25 protein-coding genes and 1 pseudogene are annotated in these 25,328 nt (G+C 36.6%); 25 read left to right on the forward strand and 1 reads right to left on the reverse strand.

Going from position 1 to position 25,328, the window contains the following annotated elements; all coding sequences use genetic code 11:
* Positions 1-55: 55 nt before the first annotated feature.
* From rfbD to JBW_RS03350, 23 genes and pseudogenes are all read left to right on the forward strand, one after another.
* Positions 56-967 carry a dTDP-4-dehydrorhamnose reductase gene (gene rfbD, locus JBW_RS03245; protein ID WP_082076200.1) on the forward strand — a complete coding sequence of 304 codons (912 nt, stop codon included), beginning with the start codon at positions 56-58 and terminating at the stop codon, positions 965-967.
* A 42-nt stretch (positions 968-1,009) separates the two neighbouring features.
* Positions 1,010-2,077, forward strand: coding sequence for a dTDP-glucose 4,6-dehydratase (gene rfbB, locus JBW_RS03250; protein WP_036681616.1), 1,068 nt, complete (start codon positions 1,010-1,012; stop codon positions 2,075-2,077).
* Positions 2,077-2,964, forward strand: coding sequence for a glucose-1-phosphate thymidylyltransferase RfbA (gene rfbA / locus JBW_RS03255; RefSeq protein WP_007959042.1), 888 nt, complete (start codon positions 2,077-2,079; stop codon positions 2,962-2,964). The genes rfbB and rfbA overlap by 1 nt, the downstream gene beginning before the upstream one ends.
* Positions 2,961-3,494: a dTDP-4-dehydrorhamnose 3,5-epimerase gene (rfbC, locus tag JBW_RS03260; protein WP_007959043.1), complete on the forward strand. Its 534-nt coding sequence runs from the start codon at positions 2,961-2,963 to the stop codon at positions 3,492-3,494. The genes rfbA and rfbC overlap by 4 nt, the downstream gene beginning before the upstream one ends.
* A gap of 66 nt (positions 3,495-3,560) precedes the next feature.
* Positions 3,561-3,998 (forward strand): VanZ family protein, encoded by a 438-nt coding sequence (locus tag JBW_RS03265; protein ID WP_007959046.1) that lies wholly within the window; start codon positions 3,561-3,563, stop codon positions 3,996-3,998.
* A gap of 78 nt (positions 3,999-4,076) precedes the next feature.
* Positions 4,077-5,267, forward strand: a complete 1,191-nt coding sequence (locus JBW_RS03270) for a hypothetical protein (protein ID WP_007959048.1) — start codon at positions 4,077-4,079, stop codon at positions 5,265-5,267.
* A 206-nt stretch (positions 5,268-5,473) separates the two neighbouring features.
* On the forward strand, positions 5,474-6,268 hold the full coding sequence (locus JBW_RS03275) for a tyrosine-protein phosphatase (RefSeq protein ID WP_007959056.1): 795 nt from the start codon (positions 5,474-5,476) through the stop codon (positions 6,266-6,268).
* A 151-nt stretch (positions 6,269-6,419) separates the two neighbouring features.
* Complete coding sequence (locus JBW_RS03280; RefSeq protein ID WP_007959060.1) at positions 6,420-6,623, forward strand: hypothetical protein; 204 nt, start codon at positions 6,420-6,422, stop codon at positions 6,621-6,623.
* 171 nt (positions 6,624-6,794) lie between these two features.
* The gene (locus JBW_RS03285; protein ID WP_007959061.1) at positions 6,795-7,430 is read left to right on the forward strand and encodes a polysaccharide biosynthesis/export family protein; all 636 of its coding nucleotides are present in this window, start codon (positions 6,795-6,797) and stop codon (positions 7,428-7,430) included.
* 32 nt (positions 7,431-7,462) lie between these two features.
* Positions 7,463-8,938, forward strand: a complete 1,476-nt coding sequence (locus tag JBW_RS03290) for a GumC family protein (RefSeq protein ID WP_007959062.1) — start codon at positions 7,463-7,465, stop codon at positions 8,936-8,938.
* The gene (locus tag JBW_RS03295; protein WP_007959063.1) at positions 8,935-9,627 is read left to right on the forward strand and encodes a CpsD/CapB family tyrosine-protein kinase; all 693 of its coding nucleotides are present in this window, start codon (positions 8,935-8,937) and stop codon (positions 9,625-9,627) included. The genes JBW_RS03290 and JBW_RS03295 overlap by 4 nt, the downstream gene beginning before the upstream one ends.
* A gap of 261 nt (positions 9,628-9,888) precedes the next feature.
* Entirely contained in the window at positions 9,889-11,373 is a 1,485-nt protein-coding gene (wbaP, locus tag JBW_RS03300; RefSeq protein ID WP_007959067.1) for an undecaprenyl-phosphate galactose phosphotransferase WbaP, read from the forward strand.
* Between the two features lie 48 nt (positions 11,374-11,421).
* Entirely contained in the window at positions 11,422-12,702 is a 1,281-nt protein-coding gene (locus JBW_RS03305) for an oligosaccharide flippase family protein (protein ID WP_036681565.1), read from the forward strand.
* Positions 12,703-12,704: 2 nt separating this feature from the next.
* Entirely contained in the window at positions 12,705-13,871 is a 1,167-nt protein-coding gene (locus JBW_RS03310) for a polysaccharide pyruvyl transferase family protein (RefSeq protein WP_007959074.1), read from the forward strand.
* The gene (locus JBW_RS03315) at positions 13,858-15,075 is read left to right on the forward strand and encodes a Coenzyme F420 hydrogenase/dehydrogenase, beta subunit C-terminal domain (protein WP_007959076.1); all 1,218 of its coding nucleotides are present in this window, start codon (positions 13,858-13,860) and stop codon (positions 15,073-15,075) included. Before JBW_RS03310 ends, JBW_RS03315 begins: the two co-directional genes overlap by 14 nt.
* Before the next feature lie 17 nt (positions 15,076-15,092).
* The gene (locus JBW_RS03320; protein ID WP_007959083.1) at positions 15,093-16,112 is read left to right on the forward strand and encodes a glycosyltransferase family 2 protein; all 1,020 of its coding nucleotides are present in this window, start codon (positions 15,093-15,095) and stop codon (positions 16,110-16,112) included.
* A 239-nt stretch (positions 16,113-16,351) separates the two neighbouring features.
* Positions 16,352-17,449, forward strand: a complete 1,098-nt coding sequence (locus JBW_RS03325; protein WP_158453444.1) for a hypothetical protein — start codon at positions 16,352-16,354, stop codon at positions 17,447-17,449.
* Positions 17,450-17,684: 235 nt separating this feature from the next.
* A complete protein-coding gene (locus JBW_RS03330; protein ID WP_007959088.1) occupies positions 17,685-18,770 on the forward strand; it encodes a glycosyltransferase family 4 protein in 1,086 nt (361 codons plus the stop codon).
* 20 nt (positions 18,771-18,790) lie between these two features.
* Entirely contained in the window at positions 18,791-19,702 is a 912-nt protein-coding gene (locus tag JBW_RS03335; protein ID WP_007959089.1) for a glycosyltransferase, read from the forward strand.
* Positions 19,703-19,802: 100 nt separating this feature from the next.
* Positions 19,803-19,925: a glycosyltransferase gene (locus JBW_RS26170; protein ID WP_071882473.1), complete on the forward strand. Its 123-nt coding sequence runs from the start codon at positions 19,803-19,805 to the stop codon at positions 19,923-19,925.
* Between the two features lie 102 nt (positions 19,926-20,027).
* The gene (locus JBW_RS03340) at positions 20,028-20,645 is read left to right on the forward strand and encodes a CatB-related O-acetyltransferase (protein ID WP_007959090.1); all 618 of its coding nucleotides are present in this window, start codon (positions 20,028-20,030) and stop codon (positions 20,643-20,645) included.
* 63 nt (positions 20,646-20,708) lie between these two features.
* Positions 20,709-21,245 (forward strand): hypothetical protein, encoded by a 537-nt coding sequence (locus JBW_RS03345; RefSeq protein ID WP_007959091.1) that lies wholly within the window; start codon positions 20,709-20,711, stop codon positions 21,243-21,245.
* 248 nt (positions 21,246-21,493) lie between these two features.
* Positions 21,494-22,877, forward strand: a pseudogene (locus JBW_RS03350) (mannose-1-phosphate guanylyltransferase/mannose-6-phosphate isomerase).
* A 212-nt stretch (positions 22,878-23,089) separates the two neighbouring features.
* Here the strand turns inward: JBW_RS03350 and JBW_RS03355 are convergent.
* Positions 23,090-23,416, reverse strand: coding sequence for a helix-turn-helix domain-containing protein (locus tag JBW_RS03355; protein WP_007959093.1), 327 nt, complete (start codon positions 23,414-23,416; stop codon positions 23,090-23,092).
* A 115-nt stretch (positions 23,417-23,531) separates the two neighbouring features.
* Between JBW_RS03355 and JBW_RS03360 the strand changes: the two genes are divergently transcribed.
* On the forward strand, positions 23,532-23,786 hold the full coding sequence (locus tag JBW_RS03360) for a helix-turn-helix domain-containing protein (protein ID WP_007959094.1): 255 nt from the start codon (positions 23,532-23,534) through the stop codon (positions 23,784-23,786).
* A gap of 172 nt (positions 23,787-23,958) precedes the next feature.
* The gene (locus tag JBW_RS03365; RefSeq protein WP_007959096.1) at positions 23,959-25,284 is read left to right on the forward strand and encodes an amino acid permease; all 1,326 of its coding nucleotides are present in this window, start codon (positions 23,959-23,961) and stop codon (positions 25,282-25,284) included.
* The last annotated feature ends 44 nt before the right edge of the window (positions 25,285-25,328 follow it).

Here is a 25,328-nt window from a genome sequence, read left to right on the forward strand (position 1 = left end):
AATAGTATTATAATAAGTAAGATCATCATGAGTGAAGAATCCTTTCTGCTGCGATATGTATAGAATAATTTATTCTATCACTATTTTAAGAGTATGTAAAAAGATAAGGAGAATCTATAGTATGAAAATCTTTCTAGTCGGTGCGAATGGCCAACTTGGCAGAGAAATTAAACGTCAATTTCAGAATAAATATGAACTGTTCTTGCATGGTACGGATACCTTGAACATCACGGATTTCGACGCTGTTGATACTGCTATTGCCATAGTAAAACCAGATGTTGTAATCAATGCAGCAGCTTATACCAATGTAGAAAAGGCCGAGGAAGATTGTGATAATGCGTTTAAAGTAAATGCGATAGGAGCTGAAAACCTAGCGATAAGCTGTAAAAAGCACAATAGTAAGCTGGTGCACATTAGTACTGATTATGTTTTTGACGGAACGAAAGATAGACCATATGAAGAATTTGACCAGCATAATCCTCTTTCTGTATATGGCCGCAGTAAATCCTTCGGTGAAAAACTAATTGAGCAAGTTGGTGGAAAATATTTCATTTTACGTACATCCTGGTTATACGGTGATGGTAATAATTTTGTTCGTACGATGCTGCGCTTGTCTAAAGAAAAAAGTGAAATATCCGTAGTGGGAGATCAATACGGCACGCCTACCTACACGAAAGACTTATGCTGGGCGATTGAGAAAGTTATGTGTACTACGTTTTATGGCGTTTATCATGCTTCTAATGAAGGAAGCTGCAGCTGGTATGAGTTTGCCAAGGAAATTATGACTGGTGCCAAACGCAAGACCATTATGAAATCCTTAACTACAGCCGAATATCCAGTAAAAGCAAAACGTCCTATGAATTCCGTAATGGAAAACAGAATGCTAAAACTTCGTGGACTTAATACGATGAGGCCGTGGCAGGAAGCGTTAAAGGATTACTTGGAACATGAGTGCCAGCAGCTTTAAATCAAAAGAATAACAGCTATGAGGGAGAGGATGATGAAATTCATGAATACGATACTCGTTACAGGTGGCGCAGGCTTTATTGGTAGTAACTGTGTACATATGGCAATCGCCCAAGGGAAAAAAGTGATCAATTTGGATAGCCTTACTTATGCTGGAAATTTAGAGTCGTTACAGGCAATTGTGGACAACCCCAACTATATCTTTGTTCAAGGCGACATTGGTGATGGCTTATTAGTAGATCAGCTGCTGGCAGAGCATTCTCCGGATGTTGTGGTGAATTTTGCAGCCGAATCCCATGTGGACCGTTCCATCGAAGGTCCTGCTGCGTTTATTCAAACCAATATTGTTGGTACATTTAATTTATTAGAATCCGTAAAGAAATACTGGCTGAAGCGGGCAGAAGCAGACAAAGCTAAGTTCCGTTTTCTTCATGTATCAACGGATGAAGTATTCGGCTCTTTAGGGGAGACTGGATATTTCACGGAAGAAACACCCTATGCTCCCAATTCCCCCTATTCCGCTTCCAAAGCATCTTCTGACCACTTGGTAAGAGCATATCATCATACTTATGGACTTCCCGTAGTAACGACAAATTGCTCCAATAATTATGGACCGTATCAATTTCCTGAAAAATTAATTCCATTAATGATATTAAATGCATTAGCTGGGAAATCATTGCCTATCTATGGAGATGGGAAGAATGTTCGGGACTGGCTATATGTAGAAGATCATTGTAGTGCTATTTTAACAGTATTGGAAAAAGGGGAAATTGGTGAAACCTATAATATTGGCGGGCATAATGAAAAATCGAATTTAGAAATTGTATATAAGATTTGTGATTTACTAGATAAAGCAAGGCCAAGGGATACTGGAAAATCATATCGGGAGCAAATTGCCTATGTGAAGGATCGCCCGGGACATGATCGGCGTTATGCCATTGATGCATCCAAAATCAAAGATGAGCTGGGATGGGTACCGTCAGAAACCTTTGAGAGCGGTATAGAGAAAACGATACAATGGTATTTGCACAATGCTGAGTGGTGCCACCATGTTTGTGATGGCAGCTATCGGGGAGAACGACTCGGTCTTGTGTCAGAGGAGAAACAATAATGGGAATTACAAAAGGAATTATTTTAGCAGGTGGCTCTGGTACCAGGCTATATCCATTGACTACCGTAGTCAGCAAACAATTGATGCCGATTTATGATAAGCCGATGATTTATTATCCCTTGTGTACGCTGCTATTGGCTGGTATCAAAGATATCTTGATTATTACGACTCCCCAGGATCAGCCCTTCTTTCAAGCAATGCTGAATGATGGCAGTCAATGGGGGATCAATTTGAGCTATGCAGTGCAGCCTAGTCCTGATGGACTTGCCCAAGCCTTTATTATTGGACGAGATTTTATTGGTAATGACAGTTGCGCATTAGTATTAGGTGATAATATTTTTTATGGACATAGCCTGACGGATAGTTTACGCCATGCTGCCAGCCATGAAGAAGGAGCTACCGTTTTCGCCTACTGGGTGAAAGATCCTGAACGTTATGGTGTAGTCGCTTTTGATGATAGTAAGCAAGCAGTAAGCATTGAAGAAAAGCCTGACAAACCAAAATCCAACTATGCTGTTACGGGGCTCTATTTTTATGATAATCATGTCGTAGATATCGCTAAAGATTTAAAGCCTTCAGTACGTGGTGAATTGGAAATTACGGATGTCAACCGAGCCTATTTGGAACAAAAAAAATTGCGGGTAGAGACCTTAGGCCGCGGTTTTGCCTGGCTGGATACAGGAACTCATGAGTCCCTATTACAAGCAGCTAACTATATTGAAACCATACAACAGCGCCAAGGACTCATGGTTGCCTGTCCGGAAGAAATCGCTTATCGTATGGGACTCATTAATAATGAAAAGCTATTTCAATTAGCAGATCCTCTTAAAAAGAATGGATATGGTCAATATTTATTAAATCTTCTGCAAGGCGGTGCGAAACTATGAATATCATTGAGACGAAATTGCAAGGTGTAGTGATTATTGAGCCAAAAGTATTTGGCGATAATCGTGGTTTTTTTATGGAAACCTGGAATAAAGAAAAGTACGAAGAAGCAGGCTTGCCCTATCATTTTGTGCAAGATAATTTATCCTTTTCAACAAAAGGCGTACTGCGCGGATTGCATTTTCAAAATCCGAATCCACAAGGAAAGCTGGTCTATGTTCTCCAAGGAGAAGTATTTGATGTCGCAGTAGATATTCGAGCAGGCTCATCAACCTTTGGTCAATGGGAAGGAGTTATCCTATCGAATGAAAATAAAAAGCAATTTTACGTCCCGGAAGGTTTTGCTCACGGTTTTTGCGTATTAAGCGAAACGGCGTTATTTGCATACAAATGTACTGATAAATATAATCCACAGGCAGAGACCGGCATTATGTGGAATGATCCTGATATTGGAATCCGGTGGCCGATGACAGAACCAGTTTTATCGGCAAAAGACAAAGAAAATGTACGACTGCGAGATATAATAAAGTAATGTTTTGTTGGCGCTGTAATGACAGTAGCAAAAAAAACAATCTTACTGAATGTTTGAGGAAAATCAATGAAAAATATATGGCGTTGGCTAATCGTTTTGACTATTATGATCATTATATATTTCCTATCGGATATACCCAATCTTCATTTGATCAGTGAAGCGCAGATCCCACTTTGGTTACGACGTTTCGCTAGCCAATATTACATCAAGATTGGATCACAAGGCTACTTCTCCTATATGTTTTCGCTGCATCCTGATTTCATTCTGCATAAAATTGGCCATATTGTAGCTTTTGGCACACTGGGGATCAGCATCTATTGGGCTGCTAGATACTCAGTAGTCTGGGCGATCATCTTAACAGCCATAGCAGCTGCCTTTGATGAATGGCATCAATACTTCATACCAGGCCGCAGCAGCCGCTTCGGCGACGTAGTCCTAGACACGCTAGCAGCCACCATCTTCATATTACTAGTCAAATTCATGAAACAACCCCCAAAATCCTAGTCCCCCAATTCCCCTCTAGAGAGGGGTGCCCACAGGGCGGGGTGTGTCGTTCCCCAAAATAATAGGGAGGAAACAACAATGAATTTTATCATCAGAATGATCATAGGTCTATCGATCTTATTCATTATACCTCTAACGAATACCTATGCTGAAAATGCAGAAACTCCACCACGGGAAACAGGCTGGTACTTTCCTTATCTAGGCCAGGGAAAAGGTACTTGGGATGCCAGCGTAGGGGTTTTTCTTTGGACTGATACCTTCCATACCCGTAATCTGCAATTCAGAGGGGATATGGATTTAGCTCCAGGTGTGCGCTGGCATACTGTGGTTCGCTCCAATCGTGAACAAGATACCTTAAGAGGCTTTCATCCTCATTTTGATGAGAACTATCTGGAGGGCTATGGATTTCATAAAAGTCAGAATGGCACCTTAAGTGCCAGTTTGCGCATTGGTAACATGAGATATCTGCATTTTCCTTATCCCGATTCCATTGCGGTATTTGATCAAGTGCCAGGGATTAGTGATTTAACCGATGGAGCAAAAACTGGCTATAGCGGAGAGCTCTTGACCTTGGATTATGCTCACAAAACAGGTCTAGGATTGCATGTAAGCGGGATCAACTGGGATTTTGGCAGAGAGGGTGGTTCAAAGATCTTAGAGGATTATGTCTTCTATCGCCAGAATTTTGGAAAACTGCACTTTGAAACCCATGTAGGGGGACTAGCAGTAAGGCCGGAACCTTTGGGGCGCAAGGAAAATGGTTATAATGTCTATTTGGGAACCAATGGAACCCGATATACAGTCGGTTTGCTCTATGAAAAATTACAGAATCAGCCTGCTTACACAGGCGTCATGGTGAGTTTCCCCATGAATCATACAACGAAAGCCATGGGTAAGGTAGCCTTTGACTACGATCGTACTCCTGAAGGATTTGCAATGCAAATACCATTAGTGTCAGGCAGGATTGGCGGTATAGAGAAAAAAGTGCCAGAAGGCGGCGTATTAGTCGGAGAAGTCAAAGCAGAACGCCTGCGTACCTATTGGCAGAACGGTCAGGTTCGCAATTACTATGAACATCGTATCTCCTCTTGGGGAGAAACAGGCGGCAGTGATCTGATTGTGGTCATGAAAGAAGAACCATGGTATCTGCAAACAGAAGCACTCGTCAGCCCTCATAATTTCTCAGTAGGGATTAAGACATGGGAACGCGATCGTCAAGGACCGGCACAGCTGAGTCAGAAAGTGACCTATCAGTTTTATAAAAAATAGTTGAAAGAGAATGCCGTGACAATCACATGCCACGGCATTACTTTTTTATTTTTCTCTATGCTCTCTGTGCATCTCCGTGTCCCCTGTGTTTAACGTTCTTCACTCTGGTCTCAATGACGCAGGACGCAAGGAGTTTTTCTATGTCAATTACAATCTTAGTTTGCTATAATGTTACAAAAGGTATCTAAATAAAGGAGTATTCGAACATGTTTGATCTACATAGTCATATTATCCCAGGTATAGATGACGGTTCAAAGTATATGGAAATGTCTTTAGCGATGTTGCAAATGGCTGTGGAAAATGGTACGAAGGGAATTGTTGCCACTCCACACATCATAGAAGGCGAATGGCTGCCTGCCTGGGATCGAGTTCTTGCTGAATGTGATACACTAAGGCAAGAAGCGCAAAAAGCAGGAATTGAAATACCTATATTTCCAGGTGGAGAGGTTGCGATACATTTCGATATATTAGAAAAATTGAAAGGTCCAGGGTCATATTGTATTAATGGCGGTCGCTATCTATTAGTGGAATTGCCAGCAAACCATATTCCCAGCTTTACGGATGACTTCTTTTTCGCCCTTCAAGCCAGAGGGATAACGCCCATCCTAGCACATCCAGAACGACATCCCGAAATTGCTAAGAAACCAGAACTCCTTGTAGAATGGATTGGTAAAGGGATATTGACACAAATGAATGGTACAAGTATCACTGGACATATGGGAGAGCGAGTGATGGCTACGGCAGAGCTGCTGCTGGTTAATAATATGGTTCATAGTTTGGGATCTGATGCTCACCGTATAAATCACCGTAATACCAATTTGACTCCTGCAATAAAAAAAATTACAGAGTTGATTGGAATAAAGAAAACTCAAAGCATTACAGTGGAAAATTCGAATCATATTATTAGCGGTAAAGATGTGGATATTCCTACTATCAGCGATATACAATACCCTAAGAAAACCAAGGGAATCATGGCTTGGATAGGTAGTATATGGAAGTGAGATATAGTTGGTATTGACAGAAAAAATAAAAAAAGAATACAAAGGTATATCGAAAGATATACGACTAAAGTCCTTTACAATGAGATTGTCCTAAGGTATACTAAATTATGGAAAGAAAATATGACCATAATTTGGTAAAAGGGCTGATATAATGGAAAAACAATTATTGCGCATAACGGAATTGAAGGAACAAATATTAGCTTCAGGTTATCATCCGGTTCAATTCAATGATATGGTAAAAGAAATTATAGGTAAAGTGCCCTTAGCAAATATCACTTTTGAACAAAGTTGTGAGCTAATTGAGAACTTGGAATATTACTGCGAATTTTCTAAGAAATGCAAAAGTAAATTATAAATAAATAATCAGAATATGCGACTAGGCCTTCTTAGGGAAGGCCTAGTCGCATATTTCGGCATAAATTGGAAAGTATTTTTCATAATAATGGCAGGATTAATGTATTGAAACATAGAAATATAATATTCGACTATTTAATATATAAAACAACAGCACTCGGGAGGTTTTTTGGTGAGACGAGCTATCATGATGTTGACTTTAGCTGTATTTATCTTTAATATAGCTGGAAATCTGGTCTGGGCGGAAGAATATCGTTTAGATTCAGGTGATGTCCTTACGATCGGCGTTTGGGGTTATGAGGAATTACAAATGAAAGAAGTGGCAATTAGGCCCGATGGAAAGATGTCCTTTCCCATCGTTGGAGAAGTACAAGCTGCAGGGCTTTCTACAGGACAATTAACAGATCTACTGACAAAAGGCCTCAGTGATTTTGTTAAAGAACCAAAGGTAAGTATCAATATTGCAAAGCTCCATACAACCCGAGTCTACGTCCTTGGTGAAGTAGCTAAACCGGGTATGTATGAGTTGGAAAAACAGCATAATTTACTAGATGCTCTCGGCGCTGCTGGAAGCTATACCTCAGATGCAGCCAAGAAGAAAGTACATATTATTCGTAAAGATCAGACGAGTACTCCCATAAAGGTGAATATAATGAATATTTGGGAAAAAGGGGATATGACACAAAATTATGCCCTCGGGGATGGAGATGTTGTCTATTTATCTAGTAATGGTAAGATTCATTTTGCTTCCGACATTCTCCCATGGATTTCAGCCACATATCAAGTAACAAGAATGAATGATGAGTAATAAATGCGAATAAGGAGTTTGGAGGAAAGATAGTGGAAGAAACAACAATCGATCTAAAGGATATAATAAAGACGCTAAAAAAGCGTCGTGGATTAATTATTAAAATTTTTACAGGTATGGTGGTTTTCGCCGTAGCTATAAGCTTTCTGGTTCCACCAACTTATGAGGCAGAGACCAATTTGCGTATTAAGCAGCCCAAAGGACTGGCTAATTCCTTACTTGGGGATTTGCCTATGGGGAATTCAGGGGCAACGAAACAATTGATGTCAACCTATGCGGAAATACTCAAAAGCCGTACAGTAGTACAAGCTGTCATCGATAAAACGCAAACAGATGGAGTAAGCGAAGAGGATATTCCGACTTATGAACAAATGCTTAAGCGTATTACAACCCAACCAGTTAAGGATACGGAGATATTAAAGGTTAAAGTAACTGCAAAATCTCCTGAAGAAGCTGAATTAGTAGCTAATACGTTAGTAAATACATTCAATGAACGAATGACATATTTAGTACGCTCTGAACAAACTGGAATCCGAGAATTTATCGGTGAGCGCTTGAAAGAGTCCAAAAAAGAACTAGAGCAGGCTGAAACAGTATTAGAAAAATATAAACGAGAACAAAAGATCGTGGCTCCTGAAGAAGAAACGAAGGCCATGGTAGATAAATTTGCAGCCGTTGATAAACTAGCAGCGGAAAACACAGTAGCAATGTCTGCCGCGCAAGCAAGACTGGGCACTGCCAAGCAGCAGCTAAATAAAGAAAAACCAGGTTTTGTTGCTGATAGCCCTCTGATTCAACAATATAAGACTAAGTTGGCAGAATTAGAGGTCAACTTAGTAAGTTTATCTTCCAAATATACGGAAAAACATCCAGAAGTAATGGCGACTCGTGCGGCTATCAATGAAACAAATAGCAAATTGAGTAGTGAAATTTCCCGAGTCATTACTGCAGATGCTCCTTCTATGAACCCTATTCACCAAGGTTTATTGCAGAGCCAAATTGAATCAGAAGCTGAGATTGCGGCTCGTACAGCACAAAGTCAAGCGATAAAAGGTATTATGACCAGTAGTGAACAAGACTTGAATAAGCTTCCAGCTAAGGAACAGGGTTTAGCAAAAGTCATGCGAGATGCCAATGTAAATCAAGAAATTTATATAATGCTCGCCAAACGTCATGAGGAAGCCCGGATTAGTGAAGCTATGCAGCCTACGGATGTACAGATCATTGATGTAGCCATTGCGCCAGAGAAACCAATAAGTCCTAAGAAAACATTGAATGTAGTGATTGCTGCGATTCTGGGACTATTTGTTGGTACAGGAATTGCCTTTCTCTTAGAATATATGAATAAGACGGTTCGGAATGCAGATGACGTACAGCAGTATCTCGATCTTCCTGTATTAGGGAGCATTCCAGATTTTGATAGCAAAGTAACGATTGGTGAGACAGGAATATGGTCTAACATAAAAAAAATGGTGACAGCTAACAGCAAGGAGGGGAGACAAGGATGACAACGACACGCAAACTAATTGTATACGAAGATGCGAAATCTCCTATTGCTGAGGCATATCGTACCTTGAGAACCAATATCCAGTTTTCGAAAACCGATGGTGAACTAAAGACCATCATGTTTACCAGCTCAGGACCAGGGGAAGGAAAGTCAACAACAATTGCCAATACCGCAGTGGCTTTGGCGCAGTCTGGAAAGAAAGTTATTCTTGTAGATTGTGACTTGAGGAAACCTGTACAACATAAAATTTTTGGTAAAAAGAATCGTGGAGTTACGAATATTCTGGTAGAGGAAATAGAGGCAGATCACTTTATCCAAGAAACCCAAGTGGAAAATCTTAGACTACTAACCAGCGGTCCGATTCCGCCAAATCCGTCAGAACTGCTGGGTTCTGCTAAAATGCAAGAGTTAATCAAGTACCTTAAAACCCAAGCGGATTATGTCATTATTGATGCTCCTCCGGTTATTGCTGTTACCGATGCATCAGTATTGGCTTCCAAAGTGGATGGGATTACTTTAATAATTAATTCAGGATCTGTACGCCCTGAGATGGCTCAAAAGGCAAAAGATTTACTGATAAAAGCCAATGGACATTTGCTGGGAGTTATTTTAAACCGCGTAGAAATTGAAGAAGAACATGCTTATTACTACTATTATTATGGTAGTGATGATAAAAAAATAGCAAAATGATAGATGCCAATACTTAATAATAAAACATCTAGTCGGCAAATAGTCAAAGTGACCTAATTGCCAGCTAGATGTATCGTGTAGTTCGAATTGAAAAATTTGTGACATTTTTCAATTCAATTTAAAAACATTAAACGCTAAGATGGATTCCATATACTACCATTACTCTGTTTTAATTATAAATGACGATTATTTGAAATTTCTTTGTTTTTATAAAAGAAATTTCAAATAATTCATTAGCGAAAAAGAAAGGAGACGATGTATATGACACCTCCTACCCATATTTTAGCAGTTAAACAACCTGTACAAGCCAATTCTATATATTCTCGTATTGGGCGTTATATGGCGTCAGTGATTCTAATGGCAGTAGATTATATGGCTGTGGTTCTTGCGATATTAACAGCCTGGTATTTGCGTGCTGTTTTGCTTCCATATCATTTTCCGACATTACCACCTTTTCATATTAACAACACCTATGTTTATTTTGTTTTTCCTTTGACCTATTTTCTGTTTTTAGCATATGAAGGCATGTACAAAAAAAGACTGCCCTTCTGGAAAAGTGTTGAAATATTATTTAAAATCTGTGCTTATGTGAGTGCTTTGGCCATTGTTGTTATGTATTTTACAGGGAAGGCAGAAAACATTTCTCGTGCCTTTATTGGACTAACCTGGTTCTTTAGTTTTATATATCTCATTTCTACGCGCTATGTTACTAAAAGGATACTTGTCGGTATTGGTTTATGGCAGAAGCCGGTAGTGATTGTTGGCGCAGGAAAGACAGCAGAAATCTTGGCAAAAAGCTTTGAAGACGAGCCTAATCTTGGATATAAAATTATTGGATTAGTCGAGGATAATTACGTAGATCGTCCTTTAATACACAAATATCCTCACATTGGTGGATTTGCCAATGTAGAGCAGGCTGTCATCAATAGTCGGGTACAGGATGTAATCATTGCTACTCCAGGTCTTGCTAGGGAAGAAATGTTGAATCTAGTATATAGGATTCAGCCTTATGTGAGAAATTTAACCATAGTACCGGATTTGTTTGGTGTTCCCTTAAGTAATATGGAAGTAGAAACATTATATAATGAAAAAACAGTGATGTTAAAAGCACGCAACAACCTTTCGTTATTTAGAAATCGATTTATTAAGAGGCTCTTTGATGTTGTAACAGGAATTTTCATTTTCAGTTTTATTTCTCCCGTTTTAGTAGTGTTATATCTGGCTGTAAAATATGATTCTCAAGGACCAGCATTGCACGTTGCTAGAAGGTTGGGGAAAAATGGGGAAGAATTTTTATGCTATAAATTTAGGACTATGCATGTTAATGCTGATAATATGCTAGAAGAATATTTTCAACAAAATCCTGAAGCAAAAGAAGAATGGGATAAATTTGCTAAATTAAAAAATGATGATCCACGTGTTACTAAAGCTGGTAAATGGCTCAGAAAATACAGCTTGGATGAATTGCCGCAGATTGTGAATGTTTTAATTGGTAATATGAGTCTTGTTGGGCCGCGTCCTTATTTGCCACGAGAAAAAGCTAGAATGGGATATTTAGCGAATACCATTCTGGAAACCGTGCCAGGTATTACTGGGCTCTGGCAAGTTAGTGGTCGCAATGAGATCGAATTTGAGGGGCGATTACAGTTGGATTCATGGTATGTACGTAATTGGTCAGTGTGGCACGATATGGTCCTGTTATTAAAAACGGTGAATGTTGTTCTAGGTAGAAAAGGTGCGTATTGATATAATACAAGGTGGAACTATTTTTAAGTACTTATGGGGTTTGTTAATATGGTAATAAAGAAAGAACTTTCTCATGATAAACGTAAGCTTTTGGGAAATACGTTGGCTTATTCAATAATACATTATGCTAATTACTTGCTACCGTTAGCAATAATTCCATTACTTGTTCGTGCATTGGGACCAGAAAAATTTGGGCTGTTAGGTTTAGCACAAGCATTAATGACATACTTAGAAATAATAGTTGATTTTGGTTTATCTATCACTGCCCCTAAAGAAGTTGCACTATACCGGGATGATAGAAATAAATTGAATACTATTTTTAATAGTATTCTTTTTTCAAAAGTATTATTAGCAGTTATTGCATTTCTTGTATTGAGTATTGTCCTTTTTGCAGTTACAAAATTTAGAATAAATTTTTCTATATTTTTAATAATGTTTGGTATTGTTATAGCAAAATGTTTGTCACCAGCTTGGTTTTACCAGGGATTAGAAAAGGTGCAGTTATACCTTTTTATAACTATGTTTTTTCGAATACTATATGCTGTGAGTATATTTATAATTATTAAATATCCTGAGGATTATTTAATCGCTGCTGGTTTACAAGTGAGTTGCCTAATTATAGGGGAGACGATTGCACTTTGTATTGCAATTCGAAGTCATTCATTACGTTTTGTTATTCCATCTTGGCAAGATATCAAGTACGTAAATCAAAATGGTTGGCATTTATTTATGTCAAGAATAACGTTAGCTTTGTATACTAGTGGCAATACTGTAATTCTTGGATTCTACACTAGCGAGCTAATAACAGGTTATTATGTAGCAGCAGAAAGGGTTATTCGTGCAATTGAGAATATGATTCAACCGGTGATCAATGCCTTGTATCCTTATATAGTAAGGAATAAAAATATAAAGTTTATGGTTAAGGTCATCGTTATGAGTGTATTAATTTCTAGCTTTGGCACTATTGGATTAATATATTCTTCAGATTTAATTATAATGAAGTTATTTGGCTCTGCTTATTTCGAAAGCATAGATATTTTAAAAATTATGTCCTTGGAACTTGCAATTGCTATTCCATCGGCTCTATTAGGTGTGACTTATCTGGTTGCTTTTGGCAAAACGAGAATGTTCAGTTTTAGCAATATATTTGGTGTATCATTCTATTTTGTAAGTTTATTATTTATTATTCCAAACATTAGCATAACTAAGGTAATTATAATTTCAATACTATCCCATCTAATAGTATTATTAATAAGATCATTTGGAGCAATACAAATATATAGTGAGGCAAAGCGATGTAGTGTAAATGGAGAGAAAGGCGTGAAATAATAGTGTTTGAGAATGTTTTGGTTGGCGTATCCTTCTCATCGGATAATAGAGGTGTAAATGCCTTAGGCATAGGAGCATTAATACGCCTTAAACTAAATAATCAATCTAGTGATGTTACTGTTATCAATTTTTCTAAAGAAGAAAGAATTGTTGAACATGACATATGGATGCATGGTAGTTATCAAAAAGTAAATGTATATCATTTTTCATCGAAAACTCTTCTTAAGGCCCTAAGTGCGTTATGGTTCAATCGTTTTCCAAATAAGTTAGCATTGATAATAAAGCAAGCTAAAACGATTTATACAGTGAATGAAGGCGATAGCTTTAGTGATATTTATGGGCTGAAAAGATTACTGTTTTGGTGTTTGATCGCAATGCTCCCAATTATCGGAAAGAAAAGATTGGTCTTTCTTCCACAAACAATTGGACCTTTTAATACTTTTATCGGAAAGATGATGTCAAAATATATTTTAAAATCAGCACAAGTGATCTATGTAAGAGATGAACAAGGTAAAAAGTACTTGGAAGAAGGAAGTATCAGTCATACATTAAGCTGTGATATGGCAGTCTTCATGCCACCAAAGAAGGTGTTAATTGAGGTTCCTGAAAAATGTGTGGGAATTAATATAAATGGCTTACTATATTATGAAAGTTATGGCATAATACAAGGACGGTATAGTCATTATAAAAAAATAATAGTAGATTTAATACATGAAGCATTAAAAAACAACTATAAAGTCTTGTTAGTACCACATACATATAACGTTAATAGTCCTGGAAATGAAGATGATTTAAAAGCAACCAGAGAAATATATGATTCTCTAAAACACCCGGATGTATTAATAATTGATAGCGATTATGATGCCCAAGAATTAAAATATTTTATATCAAAGTGTGAAGTTTTTTATGGGTCGCGGATGCATTCTTGCATTGCAGCTCTGTCATCAACAGTTCCAACTGTTGGTTTAGCATATAGTTATAAATTTACGGGAACATTTGGATTGTTTAATCAAAGTCAATGGGTGTTTGATATTGAAAATATAACAGAAGCAGAAATACCAGCATTTATAATTAAGATAACTAGAATATTTGATGATTTGCAAAATATAAAAAAAGAACTAATAGACATGAAAAGCGAAATGGAGAAAAAGTATCTTGAAGGTAAGTAAAAACGTAGCTTCAGTAGATAAGAATAGACTATGTCATGGTTGTGGAGCATGTTCCTACATTTGTCAAAGCAATGCAATAACATTAAAGAATGATGGTTACAATAATTATCCTTTTATAGATATAGCAAAATGTAATCAATGTGGCTTGTGTTTAAAGGTGTGTTCTGGTATTCATTTTGATTTTAAAAATACTAGTTGTATAGAACAAGAACTTCTACTTTCTAAGAATAATCTCTATATAGGGCATTCAAATCAAGCTTCTGTCAGACAAAAGTCTGCTTCAGGAGGTATAATAACGCAGATTATATTGAGTTTATTACGTGAAAAGATCATAGATGGCGCCATTGTAGCTCGAAATGTTGGAACGATACCTGATATAGGGGCTGCAGTTGTTCATAGCGAAGAAGAAGTGATGAACAGTACATCGAGTATTTATTATCCTGTATCAGTATGTGCAGCCTTGAAACAAATTGATAGAAATAAAAAATATATTTTCGTTGGTAAGGGATGTGATTTGGATTCATTAAATCGAATATCTGTTATTCAACCATGGATAGATAAAGCAATTCAATTAAAAATTGGGATGATGTGTCATCATACTCCATATGCACAGGAAACAAAAGAACTTGTTGAGAGTGTTGGTATTAGTAATACACGCTTAACTAGAATCGTTTACCGAGGTTTAGGATGGCCTGGTGACACGGTAATAACAAGTGGGAAACGGCAATATGTTCTGCCATATAAAATATCATGGGGGAAATACTTAGGTAAAAACATTCCATTTAGATGTAAACTCTGCTTTAATGGAATGGCAGGGCATGGGGATATCGTAGTAGGAGATGCATGGAAAATGAATTTATTACTACAAAAAGATTTAAATGATGGATATTCCCTATTCATGGTAAGAACAAATGGGGCACAAGAAATATTGGATAAGTTATATAAAAAAAATGATATTATCATAGAATCTGTAGCTCCTAGATTCTTAATTGAGAGTCAAAAGAACTTAATAAGTAAGAATGAATCTGCATTATGCAATGTTTTTATATTTAAACTGTTGTATAAAAAGAATTTATTCGACAATATATCATTCAACGATATCATTAAGAGAAAATATATTTATTTGTTATTTAGCTTTAAAGGTTTGAGAAAATTTGCAAGCGCATTAAAAAATTATTACCTGTATATGAAATTAAATAAATAGGTATGTGAGTGTAATTTATGAATAAAAAGGTTTATATTGTTATTTTGAATTGGAATGGTTGGAAAGATACAATTGAATGCTTAGAAAGTGTTTTTCGCAACCAATATAGTAATTATAAGGTTATTGTATGTGATAATGCTTCTAGTGATGGGTCACTAGACAAAATAAAGCAATGGGCTGATGGAAAATTAAAAGCAAATATATCAGATGATAGCCGAATTGCTATTCATACTAGCCCGATGCTAGAAAAGCCTATACGTTATATCGAATATACTCGCGAAAATGCAGAAAGTGGTGTATTGAAAATAGATGAGCCACCACTGATTTTGATTCAGACGGGAGAAAACTTAGGCTTTGCTGGTGGTAATAATGTGGGGATCAAATATGCCTTGGCAAGGAATGACTTTGACTATATTTGGTTACTTAATAATGATACTGTAATTAAACCAGATTCAATGATTCACTTACTTCAAAGAATTCAGGAACAACCTTCTGTGGGGATGTGCGGTTCTACTCTTCTTTATTATCATCAACCTGAAAAAGTACAAGCGTTAGGTGGAGCGACATATAATAAGTGGTTAGGTATAAGTAAACATTTGAGTGCCTATGAAGAATTTAATAATTTAATAAATTCTAATAAAATTGAAAAACAAATGGATTATATTATTGGTGCATCTATGTTTGTATCCAAAAAATTTATAGAAGATATAGGCTTAATTAGTGAAGATTATTTTTTGTACTATGAAGAAATTGATTGGGTTATACGAGCGAGTGGGAAGTATAACTTAGGTTATGCGCCGAAAAGTATTGTATATCATAAAGAGGGAGCAACGATAGGATCAAGTAGCGCTTCAATGGGAAAAAGCTCATTGGCAGATTATTTTGCAGTGAAAAGTAGATTGATTTTTACAAAAAAATTTTTCTCGTATACATTACCTACGGTATATTTAGGATTATTGATTGTGATTTTTAATCGAATCAGACGTAAACAATGGGATAGAGTTGAGATGATATTGAAAATCATAATAGATCGATGATCTTGATGAGTTTGTAATATATCTTTTTAATTTTTTTGATAGAAGAGGTATATATATCCTAGGAGAATAATGATTGAAAAAATCTACATTATGAAATAATTGGAGAAATTACCGTTAGTTTAATGTAATGGAAAGGAGCTATTATCATATTATATTTAAATAAATGTTTAATTGTCCTATTATCTATAACTGTGTGGATGCAAATGTGGGCAATCAGTACAGAACGTTTTGGGCTCAGTATGTCTACGATAGTATTACTTTTTATTGCCGTCTTAAATATTACTAAAATTCGTTTTGATAAAAAAACACTAATAATATCAGGAATTTTAATGGTGTGGATGATTACTATAAGCCTCTTGAGTGATGTGCCAGAAAGCATTTGGATACTGCGCATTATTCGAAATACGATGATGATTTTTATGATAATAGTATGTTCGTGGTTATTTGGGACTCAAGTGTATATACGATTATTTGTTAAAAGCATCATAGTAGTAACCTTTATAGGATGCTTTTATGGTATATATCAGGCTATTGCTGTATATTATGATTTGCCTTATTTTTTAAACATATTTAGTACTAATACGTCTTATCATCCTAGGGATTTGTACGAATATTATGGAGGATGGATAGATATTTATAGAATATATGGTGTTTTTGATGAACCATCTTTTTATGCAGCCTTTTTAATATTGGTTAGTGTAATACTATTACATTTAAAATTGAACAGTTTAATAAAAGTAGCATTGTGGATACTCATAATCATAAATATCATTAGTACTTTCTCCAGACTAGGATATGCATGTTTTGCAATTGTCGTTATGAGTTACTATATAAATTCATTAAATTTCATCTTTATGAATAAAAAGCTACAATATTATATTATAGGTTTTCTGTTAATTAGTATTCCTTTGATTATGCCTGGTATTAGTTATCTTTTATATCATTATGATATATTTTCGGATTTATCAATCTCTGGTAGAACCAATTCCCAGTTATATTATTTTGAGGAAGCTAGGTTATTTGGCTTTGGTATGGGGAGTATTAAAGCTTTTTCATCTAATTTTGCAGTTATTGGGGATATTGAAAAATTTGCACATAATGCATTAGCAAGCATTGCTTATGAATGGGGAATCGTTGCAATCTCCTTTTATTATTATATAATGCTTTCTTTTTTAAAAAATTCAAAAATACCAGGAATTTCTTTATGTGTCGTTGCGGCAGTTTCATCACTATTAAGTTTCGGAGAATTTTACAATATTGAATCTATTCTAATTATGTTTTGCCTTCTAACCAAATATGCTAAATTTATGGAAGAAAATTCAAATGTTATTAGATAGGAAATATATATATTTCCTATATTTAGTGTTATTCTAGGTGTTACAGGAGTATACTGAAAATTATTGCGTAAAGAACTTTGTCTAGATTTAACAAAAATTTGACAAAGTTACTAGATGTCTGTTGTAAATAAGTTCTACAAGTTGAATTCATGATTGTACCATTTTTCTTTTTTACTAGAATTGTCATATTCAATTTGAGTAACCCGCCGATAAAATTGAGGGGGTAAACATAATAATGAAATTACTGATTAATATTTCCATGCTAGGTCACAAGCCTACTGGATTAGGTGTATACTCTGAACACTGTGCAAATTTCTTGGACCAGGCTTTTAATTGTTCCATAGTGTCATCCTTTTTTACTTCAAAATATGACAATGAAATTATTAAGTCGCCGTCTAATATAGGTTTTGGCGTCGGAGGCACATCAAATATAGAAAGATTAGCTTATCTTTCTATGCAATTTCCTAAAGAAAAGAATAGTTTTATTTATAATCCAACACATCATGGTGTACTTGGATTTAATAATCAAATTATAACGATACACGACTTAATACCTATACATCACCCAATGCAACATAAATTGCAATATTTATATTTTAAATATTACTTATCGAAACTTATAAAAGACTGTAAAGCAATTTTTACCGTATCGCAGACAGCTAAGGAAGATATATGTGGCTACTATAAATTAAAACCAGAAAGAGTCTTTGTAGTTCCTAATGGTGTTGATTCAATGATGTTCAGTCGCGATAATGTTTACACTAGCCAAGACCCCTATCTTTTGGTGGTTGGAGCAGCTTATCACCACAAGAATATTCATGAGTTGTTAAATAATTGGCAAGTTTGGAAAGGAAAATACAAAATTAAGGTTGCATCAGCAAGTGGTAAGTATGGACAGTATTTAAAAGAGGTAGTTCGTCAGTGCAAATTAGAAAAAGATGTAGAGTTTCTTGGTTATGTGACACAGACACAATTAATTAAGTTATATCAAGGTTGTAAAGCCTTAGTATTTCCATCTTTATGGGAAGGGTTTGGACTACCACCAATCGAGACGTTGGCATGCGGCCGACCTGTAATCGTTTCTGATATTCCTGTTCATATGGAAATATTGCAAGATGCGGCAATTTATATAACACCAGGTAATCCGGATACTTGGGGTGATGCATTCGTTATGTTAGAAGATAAAAAGATGATAGAATGTAAATTAAAGTTATCCGAGAAAGTTATAAAAAAATATACTTGGGATAGTACTGGAGAAATATTGATTAAGTCCCTATTACAAGTTGAGCCGAATTTAATCGGTCTTCTAAGCAATAGATAATTTTGTGATCGAGGTATAAAATGTATAAAATTGCTTTAATAATTCCTACTCGAAATAGCGGTCAATCATTTAAAGATACACTTGCATCTGTTAGCAAGCAAACGATAACATTGCATTATAAAGTAGTCATTGATACTGAATCAGAAGATTGTACAATTAAGGATGCTAAAGAACATGATTTTGAAATTATAAGTATTAAAAAGAAAGAATTTAATCATGGTGCGACACGTCAGTCTGGTGTAAATTTACTTAATGATGTTGATATTATAATATTTATGACTCAAGATGCAATATTGGCTGATAATGAAAGCTTAGAAAATCTATTAGAATGCTTTAAAGATCCTAAAGTTGGTGCAGCTTATGGAAGGCAGTTGCCACATTTAAATGCAGAGCCAATTGATGCACATGCAAGATTATTCAATTATTCAATTGCCTCAAGGGTAAAAAGTATAGATGATGCAAAGAAGTTAGGTCTTAAAACTGCATTCATTTCAAATTCTTTTGCGGCGTACAGAAAATCGGCGCTGTTATCGGTAGGGGGCTTTCCGAGCAACACTATCTTAAGTGAGGATACATATGTAGCGGCTAAAATGCTTCTAGATGGCTGGAAAGTTACATATTGTGCAGAGGCTAAAGTATATCATTCTCATAATTATAATTATGTACAAGAATTTAACAGATATTTTGATATTGGAGTCTTTCATGCCCGAGAACCTTGGATTCGATCTAGCTTTGGACAGGCTGAAGGTGAAGGTAAGCGGTTTGTTATCTCTGAGTTTAACTATTTATGGTCTACAGGATATAAGTCAACAATATTATCTGCATTTTTTAGAACTTTACTTAAGTATTTAGGATATAAGTTAGGATTGAATGAAAAATGGATGTCTACAAGGATAAAAAAAAATCTTAGTATGCACAAAGGTTTTTGGTAAGAGTGAATGGACGAATGTGAATAAAAGATTATCTGTTAATATGGGGATGCCACTGGGGACGGTTCGAGATGGGCGGTAGGGACGTTCCATCTTTGTCACATTGTTCGAATCCTTTGGATATGTTGCAGTAGAGGTAATGACTTTAAAGAAACCAATAATAGCAAGCAAGGTTGGCGGGTTATGTAAAATTATAGAATACGGGAAGTCAGGATTTCTTTTTTAATGAAACTAATATGTGTAAAAATATAGATGGTATTAATTTCCATAAAATCAAGTTTAAATATGGGTGAAATGAAAGATGATATGGATGGAGGACAGGAGTACCGTGTTAATAAATATTATTCTGAAAATATATGGGTATTTACGAGCTGATTTGTTGAGAAAAATTCTGCTGAAATTTATTTTGAAAGTAGAAAATGGTCAGGCATGGTCAAATACAGTAAGAAAAATATACAGACAATATTATAGAATTGAGATTGGTTATGGTACATATGGTGGGGCGTTTGATTATAATAAAATTGCATCCGGAACAGTATTTGGTAATTATTGTTCAGTAGCAAATAATGTCTATGCATTGAACGGTAATCATCCAATTGCTTATTTCAGTCAGCATCCAATGTTTTATAATCCACATTTAAAATTTGTAAGCGAAGAACAAATACAAAGAACAAAACTGGTGATTGGTCACGATGTATGGATTGGAGCAAATGTAATTATTTTGCCATCGGTTAAAAAAATCGGTAATGGAGCAGTAATTGGTGCGGGGGCAGTGGTTACAAAAGATATAGAAGCATATCAAGTTTGTGCTGGTAATCCTGCTAGATTGATTAAATATAGATTTAGCCAATCTGTTATACAAAAATTGGAAAAAAGTGAATGGTGGTTGTTAGATAAAAACAATCTATTTACCTCAAGGGAGAAAATTCAAAACTATATAAAGTGAAATACTTATAGAAGCTATTTCAGAAGATGGTGATGAATATTTCGGCGGATTACGACGAGCTATGTGGGTTATTTAAGCCGAAAATATAAACGCGTGGGGCATTTGTTTCAAGATCGGTATAAAAGTGAAAATGTAGAAAGTGATAGTTATTTGCTTACTGTCATACGGTATGTGCATCAGAATCCAGAGAAGGCAGGGATTGCAAAGACGGAAACGTATCCTTGGAGTAGTTGTTCCGGATATTTGAGGGGAACTGGAGATCGCTACTTACCAGAGTTTGCTGAAATTTTAAATATGCTTTCTGAAAACCGTGATGTAGCGATAGAGGGGTTTAAAAGATTTCATATGGAATTTAGCCAAGAGGCATGCATGGACGTTATGGAAGATTGTAAATCGGATAATAATCACGAAGCGCAGATTCAAGAGTTTTTGCAAATTAGGGGAATTGCATTAATGGACATTTCGAAACCAGAATATCTAGATACTCGTAAAGAATTGATTATTTGGCTGCAAGAGAATACTGCCATGTCAGGAAGAAAACTGGCGGAGGTAACGGGAATTAATAGGGAAGCTATTAGAAAAATCCTTGCAAATAAATAGTTGGTGTGACAGAGCTACAAGTTTGAAAACATACTGACTTATGATTTGTTTTGTGAGATAATGAAAGCATATTTAATTAAAGCAGCTGTAGCTTTGCTATCGCTGTTTTATTGCGCATTGGATGGCTCCGTACTCTTGCTGCTGATACATCACAACATACGGCTGAAAGAAAAAATGCGCGCTAAATAACCAGGAATGTTAGTAACCCTGTTCATGATATAAAACGAATACCGAGAGGAGCCGTTTCATTGAAAATCATAATTCTAGCAGGTGGTGGAGGCACACGTTTATTCCCATTATCCCGCACCTGTTTTCCTAAACAATTTATGAAGCTTGGGACTGAGCAATCCTTATTAGCACAGACAGTTACTCGTTTTATACCTGTAGCCAAGGTGGCAGATATGGTGATTGTGACTAATCAGGAATATATTCATCATGTTAAAGCAGAGTTAGCTGCTTGTGGGGCGATGGGCGCCCATATTTTATTGGAACCCGTAGGGCGTAATACGGCTCCAGCCATTGCATTGGCGGCAAGGTACTGTATTGATGAATTGGGTGCCGGGGAAGATGAAGTCATGTTTGTGACACCTTCGGATCATATTATTCGTAAAAATGATCTTTTTATTAAGTCTGTAAAGCAGGCTGAAGAAATGGCGCGCCAGGATCATCTTGTCACCTTTGGCATAAAACCGGATAAACCTGAGATTGGGTATGGGTATATTGAAGCTGGTGAGGCGTATGGATATGGTTTTGCTGTGAAGTCCTTTAAAGAAAAACCTAGTCAGGTAGTAGCTGAAGAATATGTAGCAGCAGGACGATATTATTGGAATTCAGGAATGTTTGCAGTTACTATGGGGCAAATCATGAGAGAATTTTCTACTCACCAACCTGAGATTTATCAATTAGCATCTACTAACTATGCAGATGCATTGGCTCAGTTTGAAAACATGCCCAATATTTCAATTGACTATGCGGTGGCGGAAAAATCGGATAAAGTAGTAACAATTCCCTTATTAGCTTATTGGAATGACATTGGTTCCTGGGATGCTATTTACGATGTATTAGACAAGGATACGGATGGCAATGCCGTCAAAGGTGATTGTATACCGATTGATTGTACGAATACACTCATGCTAGGACGTAGTCGTTTGATAGCTGGCATTGGACTTGAGGATTTGCTAGTGGTGGAAACGGATGATGTGATAGTAGTAGCTAAGAAGGGGGAATCCCAAAAGGTTAAAGACTTGGTCAATGAATTGAAAGATCGGGGACGCCGTGAAGCGGATGAGCATACGACCTTATATCGGCCATGGGGGAGTGTTACTGTCTTGGGTGGCGGACCAGGGTATAAGATGAAGCAAGTCAGAGTTAACCCTGGACAAGGGCTTAGTCTGCAAATGCATTATCATCGCACGGAGCATTGGATTGTGACGGGTGGTACGGCGCAAGTGACTCTGGGGGATGAAGTAAAGATGGTACATGAAAATGAGAGTGTATTTATCCCTATGTCTACCAAACATCGTTTGGAGAACCCAGGGCGGATTCCGTTGGAGATTATCGAAGTGCAGAATGGCAAGTATTTAGAAGAAGATGATATTGTACGGTTTGATTGATGTATATGGGAGAGTGTGACGAACACACCCCGCCCTTTGTGCACCCCTCTCTAGAGGGGAATTAGGACAAAGATAATTTACAGTTATTATTTTGCTATCACTGCTTGCTATATGGATATTTTTTATGCATAAATAAGGAGACAAAGTCGCTTGCGACTTTGTCTCCTTATTTATATTTGGCATCGCCAAGATTAAAAAATTTATGTGATGCTTCTATTTGTTAAGTTCTCGTTACTTGTCTGCAGGGGCTTTTTTTATGCCATATTTATAAAGAATAAATTCTCTAGCCAGGTCTAGCTCTTTTTTTACATGGTCAGGAAGATTATCTATTTCATCGTCATTTTGCTTAGTATCTACAATATCATCTTCTGCGAAAAAGTCAGATAAAGAAATTTGGAGAGCATTACAGATTTTTTCTAAAGTGATAATATTTGGACTTTTTTCACCTATTTCTATTTCGCGTAAGGTTGCTTGCCCTATTTCTGCAAGTTGAGAAAGTTTATTAGTACTGTAGCCTTTTTCTTTTCTCAAATGAATAATACGTTCAGCGATAGTCATAATATAAAACCTCCAATTAACGCTAAAGCAATTATAACATAAATATTTAAAATAAAATTAACGCATTAGCATTGACTAATTAACGCAGAAGCATTACAATAACAACGAGGGGGTGATGACTGTGAAAAATTTAGAAGAATTCCGTAAAGCAAAAGGGTGGTCTCAAAAGAAGTTAGCGGATCAGTCGGGCGTTTCACAAACTTATATATCGGAGCTGGAAGCGGCTAAGAAGCAGCCGACTGTCCTTATCGCACAAAAACTTGCCACGGCGTTTGGAATATCTCTTGCAGATTTGTTACATGACGAGTTCAGAGCCCCCAAATGTAAGGAGGTGAAAGAGATAGATTCTGGATCAGAAAGGAGTGTGTAGGTATTGATGATTCTATCGCATCTATTTACAGTATAGCCAAAAAGAAATCGTAAATCCATTTTTTGTTAAACATTGTTACAGTTTCAGGTAGGTTATTGTTATATCATAAGTAATCGCAATATTTAGATAAATGGTTTAATAAGAGAACGATAAAACATAGGAGGTACGCTAAATGGGGTCACTTGCTAAGAAATACGAGGTAGAAAATGCTTCGGTAGGACGAGCTGCTATGACGGATGCAGAGTGGAAAGCGGCCATTCGATTTGATGCTACGGATTGGGGCTGGATTATCATGAGCATTGGCATGGCCATTGGTGCAGGAATTGTATTTCTGCCTGTACAGGTTGGGCTAATGGGGCTATGGGTGTTTTTACTTTCTTCTGTTATTGGCTATCCTGCCATGTATTTGTTTCAAAAGCTATTTATTAATACGTTAGCCGCTTCGCCTGAATGCAAAGATTATCCTAGTGTGATTGCAGGGTATCTGGGAAAGAATTGGGGGATGTTTTTAGGGGCGTTATATTTTGTCATGCTGGTGATTTGGGTATTCGTATATTCCACTGCTATTACGAATGATAGTGCTTCTTTTATACAATCCTTTGGTTTGACAGAATCTTTGCTGTCGACCAACCCTTTTTATGGTTTGTTTTTAATTTGCTGTTTGGTGGCGTTAGCTTCGCGAGGGGAGAAGGTATTGTTTAAAATTTCTACGGGGATGGTACTGACAAAGCTGTTTGTGGTAGCTTTTCTTGGACTGGCTATGGTGAGTCGCTGGGATTTGGCAAATGTCGGTTCCATTCCATCATTAGGGACTTTACTAAAGGATGCAGTGGTTATGCTTCCCTTTACGTTAACATCCATATTATTTATTCAGAGTTTGAGTCCGATGGTGATTTCCTACCGATCTCATGAGAAGTCCATTGAAGTAGCAAGGTATAAAGCAATGCGTGCCATGAATATTGCTTTTGGAGTTTTATTTGTTACCGTGTTCTTTTATGCCGTATCCTTTACCTTAGCGATGGGTCATGAGCAGGCTGTCCATGCTTCTCAGCAAAATATCTCGGCTTTGGCGATGGTGGCACAGGGGAGCGGTACCAGCAATCAGCAAATGGTGAAGATTTTTAGTTTGATTTTGAATATTTTTGCCGTAATGACAGCCTATTTTGGCGTATATCTGGGATTTAGAGAAGCGTGCCAAGGTTTGGTCATGAATGTGCTGCGGCGTATAGTCCCAGAGGAGCACATTCATAAGACGCTTGTCGGCTACGGTATTATGGGTTTTACCGTATTGCTGTCTTGGGGAGCGATTGTGCTGAATGCACCCGTCTTAAGTTTTACATCCATTTGCAGTCCGATATTTGGTTTGGTAGGCTGTTTAATTCCAGCGTATCTGGTATATCAAGTACCATTTCTTCAGCAATATAAAGGAATTTCACTAAAAATAATTATTGCGACGGGTATTTTACTTTGTATATCTCCATTTTTAGCCTTTGCGTAATACTCGTATCTCTTTGAGGATTAATAAAATGAGGAGAATTTGAT

Origin of the sequence: Pelosinus fermentans JBW45 (assembly GCF_000271665.2) — a bacterium.
GTDB lineage: Bacteria > Bacillota > Negativicutes > DSM-13327 > DSM-13327 > Pelosinus > Pelosinus baikalensis.

Coding starts and splice junctions, on each gene's coding strand:
- rfbD (WP_082076200.1), top strand. CDS start 56: ATGTATAGAATAATTTATTCTATCACTATTTTAAGAGTATGTAAAAAG.
- rfbB (WP_036681616.1), top strand. CDS start 1,010: ATGAATACGATACTCGTTACAGGTGGCGCAGGCTTTATTGGTAGTAAC.
- rfbA (WP_007959042.1), top strand. CDS start 2,077: ATGGGAATTACAAAAGGAATTATTTTAGCAGGTGGCTCTGGTACCAGG.
- rfbC (WP_007959043.1), top strand. CDS start 2,961: ATGAATATCATTGAGACGAAATTGCAAGGTGTAGTGATTATTGAGCCA.
- JBW_RS03265 (WP_007959046.1), top strand. CDS start 3,561: ATGAAAAATATATGGCGTTGGCTAATCGTTTTGACTATTATGATCATT.
- JBW_RS03270 (WP_007959048.1), top strand. CDS start 4,077: ATGAATTTTATCATCAGAATGATCATAGGTCTATCGATCTTATTCATT.
- JBW_RS03275 (WP_007959056.1), top strand. CDS start 5,474: ATGTTTGATCTACATAGTCATATTATCCCAGGTATAGATGACGGTTCA.
- JBW_RS03280 (WP_007959060.1), top strand. CDS start 6,420: ATGGAAAAACAATTATTGCGCATAACGGAATTGAAGGAACAAATATTA.
- JBW_RS03295 (WP_007959063.1), top strand. CDS start 8,935: ATGACAACGACACGCAAACTAATTGTATACGAAGATGCGAAATCTCCT.
- wbaP (WP_007959067.1), top strand. CDS start 9,889: ATGACACCTCCTACCCATATTTTAGCAGTTAAACAACCTGTACAAGCC.
- JBW_RS03305 (WP_036681565.1), top strand. CDS start 11,422: ATGGTAATAAAGAAAGAACTTTCTCATGATAAACGTAAGCTTTTGGGA.
- JBW_RS03320 (WP_007959083.1), top strand. CDS start 15,093: ATGAATAAAAAGGTTTATATTGTTATTTTGAATTGGAATGGTTGGAAA.
- JBW_RS03325 (WP_158453444.1), top strand. CDS start 16,352: ATGTCTACGATAGTATTACTTTTTATTGCCGTCTTAAATATTACTAAA.
- JBW_RS03330 (WP_007959088.1), top strand. CDS start 17,685: ATGAAATTACTGATTAATATTTCCATGCTAGGTCACAAGCCTACTGGA.
- JBW_RS03335 (WP_007959089.1), top strand. CDS start 18,791: ATGTATAAAATTGCTTTAATAATTCCTACTCGAAATAGCGGTCAATCA.
- JBW_RS03355 (WP_007959093.1), bottom strand. CDS start 23,416: ATGACTATCGCTGAACGTATTATTCATTTGAGAAAAGAAAAAGGCTAC.
- JBW_RS03360 (WP_007959094.1), top strand. CDS start 23,532: ATGACTGTGAAAAATTTAGAAGAATTCCGTAAAGCAAAAGGGTGGTCT.
- JBW_RS03365 (WP_007959096.1), top strand. CDS start 23,959: ATGGGGTCACTTGCTAAGAAATACGAGGTAGAAAATGCTTCGGTAGGA.